Genomic DNA, 12,533 nt, shown 5'->3' on the forward strand with positions numbered 1-12,533 from the left:
AAAACGCCAGTCTCTATTTAAGACTGGCGTTTTGCTTTTCCGTAAAATGAATGCTACTTGATTACGATTTTACGAGTAATGCTTCTTCCGTCGAAAACAAGTTGCAGAAAGTAATTACCTGTTGGTTTGTCGAGCTTGTAACTTTTTTTGAATGAGTCCGAGACACTCTGGGTATCATTCACGAGAATTTTCCCCTCTTCCCCAGCAATTTTAACGGTTAACTTACCGCTTGCCGCTGGTGTAAATGCAAGGGTTAAGTTGTTTGTCGATTCCGACGATTCCAATCCAACAGAGAGATTGCCATCGGGGATTTTTTTATCACTCTTTTCCTTTTTAAATCCACCTTTTTCAAGCATGGCAATCTCTTCGTTGGAAGGATCGGATACAATTAAGGTCGATTCCATTTTTTTCATCACTATTTTTTTCACCTTTTTCTTATAGGAATTTTGGTTAACCATAACAACGTATGATTTGCTCTTTGGTCCGACAGCATTGGTAGAGTCTTTGTCGGAGATAATGATTTTAATCTGCTTACCCCCCTTTGAATTAACAATTATTTTTTCGGTTTTACAGTTGCCTGGCTTACCCGATTTTGTTATGACGGCTCGAGAAAGCACCATTACATGCTTTTTACCTTTGGGGTTGAAAAAGTAGCCGTAATGTCCATCTTTTACTGGTTTTCCCGTTGCTGCATCAATCCATTCCTCCTTGCCCTTGGGTTGCAAATACACCTTTTGTTCGGAAGAATCTCCACGAGTAATTCGGTAAACCTTTAATCCTGAATACTCTCCCTTCTGGGGTAATTTCCCTTCAACTTCTAGTTTTTTAAGCATTTCTTGCATCTCTTTGGGGTTGGATGAATCAAACTGTTCAACTTCGATCTGTTGTTTGTGCGGACGACCAACGGTATCTTCTTCCATAAGGAAGTCCGAATCGTCCGAAAAGAACTGCATTTCAGGAAGGGTTATTTGGTCGTTAAGGCTATCTAGGTTGACCCACATCCCGGCCATAGCCCTATTTATCTCTTGGGAAATGGAGTCGGAGTTGAAGTAAAAGTTGTGGAGCGATTTTTTTATCACTCGCTCTAAGCTGTCACCGTTTGGCATGGTTCTTAAGTCCAAGACAATGTTATTATCCCAAGGCGAAATGATAATGGTGTCGCTGTCGCTATTCCAAGTAGCGCTTTTGTGCGGTTGATCTTGCGATACCGCTTGGGTGGAGGCTGCAAAAAGGGAAATAGCTGTAAGCACCGCCACTTTTGTCGTTTTTACAATAGCTGTTTTCATAGTAGTTGTATAGTTTGATAATTGTTACAAAACTACCAATGCGCTGATGGATTGAGTGTTAATGGTCGGTTAATAAGAGCTAACGAAAAGTTAATGTTGATGCAATGCGTTTTCTCTTTTCCTACCTTTGGGGTATGAACAAACGAAGAATAACGCTGATATTTATTTTAGTTGGCCTTTCGCTTGCGGGAATAATTGCGATTCAAGTCTTTTGGATTCGAAATGCCTTGCAGGTGTAGGAGGCTCAGCTCGATGCATCGGTAAATGAGGCGCTCAGCTCTCTGGTTCGTAAGCTGGAAAAGCGAAAGGTTGTGCTCTTGGCAAGTGAGTTGGATAAAGATAGCCTTGTTGCTCCAGCATTTCAAACTCCCAAAATTCGGCACAAGGGGCATGGTAAACAGATTCGGGAAGAGAGCGAAATTGTTTATACCGGTCCCGATAAGCCAGTTACATTATCGCAAAAATCCATAAAGGTCAGGAGCAAGGGAAAAGGGAAATCCTCGGTATATTTCTTCTCCGACTCTGTTTTGGCGCCGGAGAGTATGCAGGTGAAATCTACGGTTGAGCGAATCAATGTAGACTCTATAGAGGCGGTAATTGCGGAAGCGATTCACAAGTCGACAAATAGCCTTAACGCAACTATTGCCAACAACCACTTTAAGATGGAGTGGATCGTGAATGAGTTGGGTAAGAATGGTAGTCGGGTTGTGACACATACCATAAATAGCCAGAGTGATGATTCCATTACTGGGCGGGCGCAATGGCTGGAGCTGGTTCGCAATGCCTATAAAAATAAGTTAAACATCATGCGGCAAATTGCTGTTGATGCCGATGCATCTAAGCTGCCGCTTGAAAAACGAGTCGACTTTAAGGGGCTCGAAAAGATGGTGGATGAGGAGCTCACTGCAAAAGGAGTATCTCCAGCAGCAAAGATTTGCGTTACCAGTGGACCTACCTCCCGAATGGTTTTTTCCTCTAAGGGTTATGATAGCCTTTATGTTGGTCACATTTATAAAACGGCACTTTTCCCCGAGAACATTATACCGCTTACCGATACGCTGCACGTTTATCTTCCCCTTAGGCGGAGGCAGATATACTCATCGGCTTTTGTACCAGGTGTGGCATCACTGGTGTTTACCTTAATTATGGTTATTACTTTTTACCTTTCGTTGAGGACAATTGTGAGGCAGAAGAAGTTGGCTGATATGAAAGCCGATTTCATTAACAACATGACACACGAGCTAAAAACACCCATTGCCACAATTCGACTGGCCGTGGATTCGATAGAAAACACGAAGACGATTAGCAATCCCGAAAACATAAAGTACTTCACTGCGGCAATCCGCGATGAGAACTTTAGAATGAATAGGATGGTTGAACAGGTGCTACAGGCTGCCCGCTTGGAGCGTAAAGAGTTACGTCTTGTTTTCACTGAAATAAATTTTGGTGCTTTGGTGGATGCGGTGGTTGCTAAAATGCAAATTATGGCAAAAGAACGAGGTGGATTTATTCGTTTTGAGCCCGCTTTGGGTGAGTTATATATCCATGGCGATCATGCACACTTGGAGAGCATGGTCACGAACCTCATCGACAATGCTATAAAGTACTCATCCGGTGTTCCGCAAGTAACTGTATTTGTAGGTTTGAGCCTTGGAGATGTGGTGCTAACTGTTGAGGACAAGGGAATTGGCATGAGCCGGGATGAGCAGCGGAGAGTCTTTGAGAAATTTTACCGAGTGCCGCATGGCAATGTCCACAATGTAAAGGGATTTGGTTTGGGGTTGAGCTACGTTAAGGAGGTGGTTGAGCTGCACGGGGGAGTTGTAAAGCTAAAAAGTGAGCAAGGAAAAGGATCTTCCTTTTCTGTTTTTATTCCCGAAAGAAAGGCTAACAATGAATAGGAGTGCAAAACTATTATTGGTTGAGGATGATGTAAACTTTGGCGCAGTGCTAAAAGCTTACCTTCAAATGAACGACTTCACGGTAACCCTCATCTCCGATGGATCTTCGGCAAAGGCTCAGTATAAGGTGGGTGCACACGACCTCTGCATTCTTGATGTTATGCTACCCGGATTGGACGGATTTACTCTAGCAAAGCACATACGAATGGTCGATCCCGATGTGTCGTTCATTTTTCTTACTGCGAAATCCATGAAGGAGGACGTGGTGGCGGGCTATGGTTTAGGTGCCGACGATTACATTACAAAACCATTTGATTCAGAGTTGTTGCTTCTCAAAATTCAAGCTATTCTGCGGCGGTCTAATGTTGGACAGATCCTACACCCGGCAATTTTGCAGGAGATTAGGTTGGGTCGGTTTACCCTCGCCACCGACACCAGAACACTAAGGATTGATAGTGTAGTACACCGACTTTCACCAAGGGAATTTGATCTTTTGCTTTTGCTGAACGAGCATCGGAATCTTGTGCTCGAGCGGGAAGAGACTTTGCGCCAGATTTGGGGTGACTTTTCTTACTTTACAGCACGAAGCATGGACGTATACATTGCAAGACTGCGGAAATATCTGGCCGATGATCCTTCCATCGTTATTGAAAATATTCACGGAACAGGTTTCATACTAAGGGTTTCCGATTCTGATTGATAAACGAGAACAAAAGCAGCTATAATTGTTACCTTTGTATTCACGCTAGATTTTTATAACAAATAGATTACCAATTGTTTGATGATTGATTCAGCTACAGTAGAGCGCATTATGGCCGCGGCCAGCATACAGGAGGTGGTTCAGGATTTTGTATCGCTGAAGAAGCGGGGAGTCAACTATTTGGGTCTATGTCCTTTTCACAACGAAAAAACGCCATCGTTTACTGTTTCTCCGGCCAAAGGGATTTTTAAGTGCTTTGGTTGCGGCAAGGGGGGGAACTCGGTAAATTTTGTCATGGAGCTGGAGCATCTTAGCTACTACGATGCACTTAAATATCTAGCCAAGAAATACAATATTGAGGTAAAGGAGCGCGAGCTTAGCCAGGACGAGGTGCGCCAAAATGACGACCGCGAGAGCATGATGGTACTGAATGCCTGGGCTCAGCGACACTTCTCCGACACGCTTTACCATCACGTTGACGGAAAAAATATTGGCTTAGGGTACCTCAAGGAGCGTGGCATGCGTGACGAAACCGTTAAAAAGTTTCAGCTAGGCTACGCCCTCGATAGCCGCGATGCATTTAGCCAAGCCGCCCTTCGACAAGGATATAAGAAGGAGTATCTCGTAAAGACAGGACTTACCATCGACAATGAGCATGGGCTAATGGATCGATTTTTTGGCAGAGTCATCTTCCCCATTCACTCCATTAGCGGCAGGGTTATCGGATTTGGTGGCCGTATTCTCCGTAACGATAAGAAGACGGCAAAGTATTTAAACTCCCCGGAGAGCGAGGTATACCACAAAAGTCAAACCCTTTATGGAATATACTTTGCCAAACAGGCCATAACGCGCGAAAACAAATGTCTTCTGGTGGAGGGCTATACCGACGTTATTTCGCTGCACCAAGCTGGAGTAGAGAATGTGGTTGCCAGTTCGGGAACCTCCCTAACTATTGAGCAGATTAGGCTCATCAAGCGCTTTACTCCTAACGTTACCATTTTATACGACGGTGATGCGGCAGGAATAAAGGCGTCGCTTCGTGGAATCGACCTCGTGCTTGAAGAGGGATTGAACGTAAGGGTATTGTTGCTACCTGAGGGGGAGGACCCCGATTCCTTTGCTAGAACACGTTCGGCAAGTGAGCTCCTTGCATTTATTGGGGAGAAGGAGGAGGATTTTATTTCGTTTAAAACGCACCTACTACTGGAAGACGCAGGAAAGGACCCTGTGTTACGGGCAAATCTGATCTCGGATATTGTCCGATCCATTAGTTCCATTCCCGACGCTATCACCCGCACAGTCTATACCCGAGAGTGCAGTAGAATGCTCGACATTGAAGAGCGGGTTCTTTTTTCGGAGGTTGGAACCAACAGAAGGAAGAAGTATGATGCTGAGCAGCAAAAGGCGCCGGCATTCAATACGCCATATCAAGAGCATAAGGAGCTGGCGCTACCCTCGTTTATTCAGGGTGTTTTTTGTGAGGAACAAGAAAAAGAGTTAATATACTACCTGCTAAAGTTTGGTAGCCAGGAACTTTACAAATTCGATGACGCAACAACTGGTGAAGTTGTATCTGTATCCATTGCCAGCTATATAATTTCAGAGGTAAAAAACGATGAGTTGGAATTTACAAACCTAGCTTACCGTCAACTATTTGATGAGTATTATCGGATGATGGAAACTGGGCTAATCCCGGAAGCTCGAAACTTTCTCCACCATCCTGATGTAGCGGTGAGTGAGCTTGCTGTAAATATTCTGAGTTCGGAACACCATGCCAGCAAGCTGTGGGAAAAGCACAGCGCACATGTCGAAACCGAGGAGATGATTCTTAGCAAGGCCGTACCTAAGGCTGTGATTGTTTATAAGACTAAGATTATTCAAACCGTAATGGGAAAACTCCTGACGCAGCTGTCGGAACATTCTAAAAACGGAGAACTCGATGGCGTAAACAACATTTTAACACAGTTTTCGCAGCTTACAGCGCTTAAAATGAAGCTTGCAAAAGAGTTGGATCGTGTTGTATTATAGCGCAATAGTGTATTATGACGATGTTGAAGACACTTTGTGTTTTTTTTTGTAAATTTCGTGCTTGGAACTGGTTATTATAACAACATTACTGTATAAACCATGCTTATTATGAAAACGATGACAAACGCACGGAAACTCGCTCTCGCCGGAATGGCACTAACTTCCCTATTTCTGTTTGCTGCCTGTGGTGGTGGACAACAAGCCAGCAAGGCAACTCAGGATGACAACCTTCCAAAGGACTCTCTGGTAAAGGAAGTTACGAAATATCCCCTCCCAACAGCCTTTGAGGTTACCAACCTCTTGAACAAAGCTGGGGCTGGTTATATTCTTAGCATTTCCAACACCATATCTAATGCTGACAAATATTTTACGGAGAATAGCAAGGCTATCAACCTTGGAGTGTATGGTGCCGATTTAGCTTATGCCAGCACCTATCAGATGAAGCAGGAAACCATGAACTACCTAAAGGTTTCGAAAAGAATGATTGATGAGCTTCAGATCTCTACCGAGTTTAACTCTACGTTTGCCGATCGCGTTGAAAAAAACATCGATAGCCAGGACAGCCTAATCAAAATAATTAGTGATTCATTTTACAAAACCTATGAGTTCTTGACCAGCAATGGCAAGGATAATCTATCGCTTTTGGTTATGTCGGGCAGCTGGGTTGAGGGTGTTTATATTACCTCCGAAATAGAGAAAACGAGCAAGAATCCTCAGGACATCATTAAGATTCTTCAAGGCCAAGACGCTTCTCTGATTAAGTTACTTGATCTTTTAGACAAGAATAAGAGCAATGCCGACATTGCTGAGATGCAAACAAAGTTGCAGGTTGTTGCCGATGCGTATAAAACTATTCAGGGTGATAAGGTTGACCAAAAAATGTTGGACAAGTTTGGCGTTGTTGTTGAAAAATTGCGCAACGAACTTATTAAATAGCGTGTGATTAAAGTATATTCCAATTGAAAAGACACCTGCTTTTATGCAGGTGTTTTTTTTTGTAAATTTCATGCGTTATATTCCATGCGGTTATTAGAAAATGGATAGAGTGAAAATGAGCATAAACCTAACGGAAGTTTTTTAGAATGAACGAATCGGTATTGAACGCCCTGATGCAGCTTTTTGCACTCATTGCCAACGAGAACAATTCAAACATCTCTGCAAGAGGGAAGCAAATTGTGGCGTCGTACCTCGCTCAGCATATTGGTGAAGAACATTCAAGGGAGTATCTCAAACTTTTTGAGGACTACTTCACCTTTTACAAGCAAGAACTTTCGGAGGTAGATTCAACCATTATGGTGGTAGCAGCCGATGGGACCATGGTGGCGACTCAAGCATCTAAGATATGTTCGCATATTACAAAAAGCCTTCATAAAACCGAGCGAATCGTTGTTTTTCTTAGACTTCTAGAATTCATTAATGTAGATGGAATTATTACCACACAAGAGGAGCATTTTGTGCACATCGTGGCACAATGCTTCAATATTGGCACCAGAGAGTTTGAAAACATCTTTCAGTTTGTAGTATCTCCCTTTAAGAATAGTATTTCCAGAAATCAATTGCTAATAATTTCTGATTCGGAAGAGTTGCAAATAGAGGAATTAGAAGGGCTTTGGGTGGAGACGAATAGGCCACGTGAGGAGGAGCGGAAGTTTATTGTTAGGCCTAATCTCCAAGGGAGTATTTTTATTTTGAAGCTCGACACCATCAATCAGTTTCTTTTAAGGTATTTTGGAACAGGTGAGGTGTATGTTGGCAATAGGGCTATAATTTCGGGTGTAACTTATATTATAGATACCGGGTCTATCATTAAAATCCCTGAGAACGAACCCATCTATTTTCGTGAAATAGAAAGCCAGCTATTCGCTCATGCAGGTAGCAATAGCATCATTTTCTGTGCTGAGAATCTCTCTTTTCGTTTCAAGGGAAGCCAAAATGGGATAAAGCAGTTCAGCTTTTGGGAGGAGTCGGGTCAAGTTATCGGGGTGATGGGTGGAAGTGGGGTTGGAAAATCAACATTGCTGAACCTTCTCAACGGGAAAATAGAGCCTCAAACAGGAACGGTATTAATTAACGGGTACGATGTTCATCGTGAGCGATTTAGGCTAGAGGGAGTTATTGGTTTTGTTCCACAGGACGATTTACTTTTTGAAGACCTATCGGTATACCAGAATTTATACTACAACGCCAAGCTCTCGTTTAGCAATTTTTCGGAGTATAAGCTGCGCGAAACAGTTGAGCACATTCTTCGTGACTTCGACTTGGAGGATATTCGCGACCTCAAGGTTGGTGATCCACTCAATAAGTCCATAAGCGGTGGTCAGCGAAAGCGCCTAAACATTGCACTTGAGCTCATGCGCGAACCCTCCGTGCTCATGGTTGATGAACCCACGTCAGGACTATCATCTCAGGATTCGGTGATGGTAATGGAGCTGCTGAAGGATCAAGCCCGCAAGGGAAAGTTGGTGATAGCAAATATTCATCAGCCGTCGTCGCGTATTTTTAAGATGCTCGATAAGCTTTGGATCTTCGACAAAGGGGGCTATCCAATTTTTCAAGGGAATCCGCTCGATGCCATTGTCTACTTTAAGCGGATGAATACCCAGGTAAACGCTTCCGAAACGGAGTGTCCATACTGTGGTAACGTGAATCCAGAGCAGATATTGGAAATCATAGAATCGAAGGAGGTTGATAAGGATGGGAGGTACACCCGTAAACGGCGGAAAACATCAGAAAAATGGCATGAGTTATACAAAGAGCATATACAGCCACGAATAAAGCGGAAGGAATCGAAAAGGATAATCCCCAAAAATTACTTCAATATCCCCAACATTGAGGTTCAGATGCAGATATTCTTTCTGCGAACTCTTTTGGCCAAGCTATCTAATAAGCAGTATCTCATCATTAATTTGCTCGAGGCTCCTGTTTTGGCTTTTATTTTAGGATACTTTACAAAGTACGCCGCAGGAAATACCTACATATTTAGCGAGAATAGAAATCTTCCAGCATTCTTGTTAATGAGCGTTGTGGTAGCTTTGTTTTTAGGTCTTACGGTAAGTGCAGAGGAAATAATTAAGGACAGGAAAATTCTAGAACGAGAGTCGTTTCTTAACCTCAGCCGGTTCAGCTATTTGAATTCTAAAATCCTTTTTCTTTTTGGGGTTTCAGCCATTCAAATGGCACTGTTTGTACTAGTCGGGAGCTATATTCTTCAAATTAAGGGAATGTTGCTGGTTTACTGGCTGGTTCTATTTACTACCAGCTGCTTTGCTAATATAATTGGATTAAATATCTCTTCGGGCCTTAATTCTGTGGTCGCTATTTACATTCTTATTCCCCTAATCTTGGTTCCACAGTTACTCCTTAGCGGAACCATAGTTCCGTTCGATTACCTTCACCGAAAGCTTACCGATAAGGTATACGTTCCGTTGGTAGGAGACTTAATGGTGTCGCGTTGGGCATATGAGGCGTTGGCTGTAGAGCAGTTCCGCGATAATAAATTTGAAAAGGTATTTTTCCCCTACGAGCAAGTTATAAGCACTGCATCCTACAACACCAGTTTTCTTATTCCGAAGTTGCAGAATATGCTGGAGGATGCCATGCGTTATAAGGAGTCTGGCGGTTCCATTGCTGCAATAAATAGCCGACTGATTGTTGTGAAGAACGAAATGGTTGCTCTGCAAAATGAATCAGGTAAACCACCGTTTGAGTATCTCGGCAAGATGGATGATGCGGGCCTTACAAGCAATGTGTTTGAAGAAGCCACGGGCTATCTGTACTTTATAAAGAAATACTATTTCGATCAGGCTGATTCAGCCACACACGAAAAGGATAGCATCTACCGACGATTGGTAGATCACCTTGGTATCGATGCGGTAGTTAAGTTGCGTCAAGATTACTATAATAAAGCCCTTGCAGACTATGTTCTAAACACCCAAGAAGTTAACAAGATGCTTGAGCGACCAACCCAAATTATTCGCAAAAAGGATCCCATCTTTATGATGCCAACCATGAATTGGGGACGAGCGCAGTTCTATGCTCCAATGAAAAAATTTAATGGGCATTACGTGGACACCCTCTGGTTCAACCTAGCCTTTATCTGGGTTATTAACCTGTTTTTTGCCGTCACCCTTCAGTTTGATGTTTTGCGAAGAATCATCACCTACTTTGATAACATTCGAATCCGAAAATCGCAGCAGGAAAAAGGTGCAGACCGAAGTGTATAAACCTGCGTACAGGTCGAACTAGATTGGAAAGTATAGAGAAATTCCTTTAAGAAAACAGGATTGATATTATTAAGCCGACTTAATAAACCTCTTTGCCAAAAGGAGAAAGGGCTAATCCAGCCAACTTAACATGTTGTCCGGCAAACGGAATGCCTACAATGGTAATAGCCAGAAGTGCACCAAAAACAAGATGGCTAAGTGCGATCCATATGCCGCCAAAAGCCAACCATATAATATTGAGTAATATTGAAATACAACCGCTCGACCGTTCTGTGGTTTCAATTTTTCGACCAAAAGGCCAAAGAGCAACCCATGCCAACTTGTAGGCTTGTATTCCAAAGGGTATGCCTATGATGGTTATGCAGAGAATGGTTCCGCCAATTAAATATTCAAAAGAAATTACAAGGCCACCAAAGAGCAGCCAAACAATATTTCCGAGTGTTTTCATCATTCTAGCTATTTCCTAAACAAAAGAAACTTTTTCTTTTGGATTTTAAAAGTAAAAACAAATGATTCGGTAGGCATAATGCACAAAAATATGCCAAGTGAATAGTATTTAAGTAATTGAACTTAACGCTTTGGGCTTGTTTCTTTTGTTAGTTGATTGGTGAACAACACCGGTCACCTATTTTTCGTTTTGTGTTGGTGGAGGAACATATTTTTAAACTGGAGGTGCATGAAAAGATTGGTTGTTCTCAGTGGTGCTGGTATAAGCGCTGAAAGTGGGCTTAAAACTTTTCGCGATATGGGTGGACTTTGGGAGCAATACAATGTTGACGAGGTGGCCAGTCCCCAAGCGTGGCGAACCAATCCTGCGCTTGTGCTCCGATTTTATAATGAGAGACGAAAGGCGCTCTTTGCAGCGAAACCCAACGCTGGTCATATTGGCATTGCTAACCTGCAGGAGCACTTTGAGGTTATTGTTATAACCCAAAACGTCGATGACCTGCACGAGCAGGCAGGTAGCAAGCAGGTAATTCACCTGCACGGAGAGCTACGAAAGGCTCAAAGTACCGTTGACCCATCATTGGTTTATACCCTTAAAACTTGGGCGCTAAATATTGGTGACCGTTGCGAGAAGGGTTCACAGCTGCGACCCTACATTGTGTGGTTTGGTGAATCTGTCCCCAACTATCCAGCGGCAGTGGAGTTGGTTAAGACGGCAGACATCTTTGTTGTTGTTGGGACATCGCTCAACGTCTACCCCGCAGCCGGATTAGTCGATTATTGCGGAAAAGATTTACCGTTATTCCTAATCGATCCTAATGATCTCCCTGTATATTTGAGAAAAAATATGACGCTTATAAAAGAGCCAGCGAGTAAGGGAGTACCAATACTGGCAAAGTTGCTGGTTGAAAAACTTCTGTAGTCCAAGGTAATTAATAACATTTTGAATATGAAAGGCTTGGTTGTTGTACTTCTACTATTCCCCGGAGTTGTTTTAGCCCAATTATTTAAGGGTGGCGTTCAAGGGGGTATTACCATGAGTCAGGTTGATGGCGACCGCTATGCCGGTTTTAATAAAACAGGAATATGGGGTGAGCTGTTTGTGGAGTATCCTTTTACGGCGAATACCAGCTTGCATATTGGGCTATCTGGAGTTCAGAAAGGCTCCTTTCAGCGTTTCGATCCACAGGACTACTATAGAATGAGCTTAGTTTATGCCGAAATCCCCATTCTTTACCAGTATCGTTTTCTCGGCAAGGCAATAATGTAGGGGGGATAAAACGAATAGTGTAAAGTTGTAAAATTGTTGAATTGTGTGAAACATACACCACTATTGATTTGTGGCGTAATTTGTGGCAAGATACAAAAAAAACGAAACGTGCAAAGTGGTTAATTTTGGGTTAATAAAATGGGCTGGATTATTCCTATTGTTTAAACAAAGGTTAAGCAATGATTAAATACCATTAGAATAGTTGTATTTACGGCATATTTTGGGCAGCATTTGGCTGCGTTTGGCTCCTTAATTGGGGCTTTTTTATTACCAGGCGTGTAGGGGTATAATTGGAGATAAAAACAGTTTGGTTAGTCAATTGGTTAGTCAATTGGTTAGTCAAAAGGCATAAAATAAAAGAGTGTATAAGTATATGTAATCATTAATAAAGTGTTAAAACATGGCATAATATAAGCATATAGGGGTATGTAATGCCAGTATATAAACTGTATTAATATTGTGTAACGTTCTGATATACAAATAATAAAGTATTATACTTACCTGAAATAGGTGAGTAGGTGTGTGCAAAAGGCTTATAAAATGGTAATTATCATCTTCCTGAGGTTAGGAAAACGATTGAGTTAACCCATGCTATTTATGCGAATTGATGCTTTTACCAGGGCGGCAAATTTAACGGCATCTCTTGGTATTTCGCTATCTTGATGGTGCTGGTTTTGG

The 12,533-nt window shown here is 42.5% G+C and carries 9 protein-coding genes; 7 read left to right on the plus strand and 2 right to left on the minus strand.

Features of this window, described 5'->3' with window-relative positions; genetic code table 11:
• Positions 1–53: 53 nt before the first annotated feature.
• Entirely contained in the window at positions 54–1,286 is a 1,233-nt protein-coding gene (locus VMW01_10170) for a T9SS type A sorting domain-containing protein (GenBank protein HUW06618.1), read from the minus strand.
• A gap of 311 nt (positions 1,287–1,597) precedes the next feature.
• Between VMW01_10170 and VMW01_10175 the strand changes: the two genes are divergently transcribed.
• From VMW01_10175 to VMW01_10195, 5 genes are all read left to right on the plus strand, one after another.
• The gene (locus VMW01_10175; protein ID HUW06619.1) at positions 1,598–3,187 is read left to right on the plus strand and encodes a HAMP domain-containing sensor histidine kinase; all 1,590 of its coding nucleotides are present in this window, start codon (positions 1,598–1,600) and stop codon (positions 3,185–3,187) included.
• Positions 3,180–3,887: a response regulator transcription factor gene (locus VMW01_10180; GenBank protein HUW06620.1), complete on the plus strand. Its 708-nt coding sequence runs from the start codon at positions 3,180–3,182 to the stop codon at positions 3,885–3,887. Before VMW01_10175 ends, VMW01_10180 begins: the two co-directional genes overlap by 8 nt.
• A gap of 81 nt (positions 3,888–3,968) precedes the next feature.
• On the plus strand, positions 3,969–5,915 hold the full coding sequence (gene dnaG, locus VMW01_10185; protein ID HUW06621.1) for a DNA primase: 1,947 nt from the start codon (positions 3,969–3,971) through the stop codon (positions 5,913–5,915).
• A 108-nt stretch (positions 5,916–6,023) separates the two neighbouring features.
• Positions 6,024–6,851 (plus strand): hypothetical protein, encoded by an 828-nt coding sequence (locus tag VMW01_10190; GenBank protein HUW06622.1) that lies wholly within the window; start codon positions 6,024–6,026, stop codon positions 6,849–6,851.
• A gap of 146 nt (positions 6,852–6,997) precedes the next feature.
• A complete protein-coding gene (locus VMW01_10195) occupies positions 6,998–10,138 on the plus strand; it encodes an ATP-binding cassette domain-containing protein (protein HUW06623.1) in 3,141 nt (1,046 codons plus the stop codon).
• Between the two features lie 79 nt (positions 10,139–10,217).
• On the opposite strand, the gene VMW01_10200 is transcribed toward VMW01_10195, so the two are convergent.
• On the minus strand, positions 10,218–10,586 hold the full coding sequence (locus VMW01_10200; GenBank protein ID HUW06624.1) for a YccF domain-containing protein: 369 nt from the start codon (positions 10,584–10,586) through the stop codon (positions 10,218–10,220).
• Between the two features lie 228 nt (positions 10,587–10,814).
• On the opposite strand from VMW01_10200, the gene VMW01_10205 reads away from it, so the two are divergent.
• Both VMW01_10205 and VMW01_10210 read left to right on the plus strand, forming a co-directional pair.
• Complete coding sequence (locus tag VMW01_10205) at positions 10,815–11,507, plus strand: Sir2 family NAD-dependent protein deacetylase (protein ID HUW06625.1); 693 nt, start codon at positions 10,815–10,817, stop codon at positions 11,505–11,507.
• Between the two features lie 27 nt (positions 11,508–11,534).
• Positions 11,535–11,855 (plus strand): hypothetical protein, encoded by a 321-nt coding sequence (locus VMW01_10210; protein HUW06626.1) that lies wholly within the window; start codon positions 11,535–11,537, stop codon positions 11,853–11,855.
• Positions 11,856–12,533: the final 678 nt, after the last annotated feature.

This window comes from Williamwhitmania sp., assembly GCA_035529935.1.
In the GTDB taxonomy this organism is placed as follows: Bacteria; Bacteroidota; Bacteroidia; order Bacteroidales; family Williamwhitmaniaceae; genus Williamwhitmania.

Bases quoted from the DNA above. Each gene is read 5' to 3' on its own strand.
- VMW01_10210 (HUW06626.1), top strand. From the start codon at position 11,535: ATGAAAGGCTTGGTTGTTGTACTTCTACTATTCCCCGGAGTTGTTTTA.
- VMW01_10200 (HUW06624.1), bottom strand. From the start codon at position 10,586: ATGAAAACACTCGGAAATATTGTTTGGCTGCTCTTTGGTGGCCTTGTA.
- VMW01_10205 (HUW06625.1), top strand. From the start codon at position 10,815: ATGAAAAGATTGGTTGTTCTCAGTGGTGCTGGTATAAGCGCTGAAAGT.
- VMW01_10170 (HUW06618.1), bottom strand. From the start codon at position 1,286: ATGAAAACAGCTATTGTAAAAACGACAAAAGTGGCGGTGCTTACAGCT.
- VMW01_10190 (HUW06622.1), top strand. From the start codon at position 6,024: ATGAAAACGATGACAAACGCACGGAAACTCGCTCTCGCCGGAATGGCA.
- dnaG (HUW06621.1), top strand. From the start codon at position 3,969: ATGATTGATTCAGCTACAGTAGAGCGCATTATGGCCGCGGCCAGCATA.
- VMW01_10195 (HUW06623.1), top strand. From the start codon at position 6,998: ATGAACGAATCGGTATTGAACGCCCTGATGCAGCTTTTTGCACTCATT.
- VMW01_10180 (HUW06620.1), top strand. From the start codon at position 3,180: ATGAATAGGAGTGCAAAACTATTATTGGTTGAGGATGATGTAAACTTT.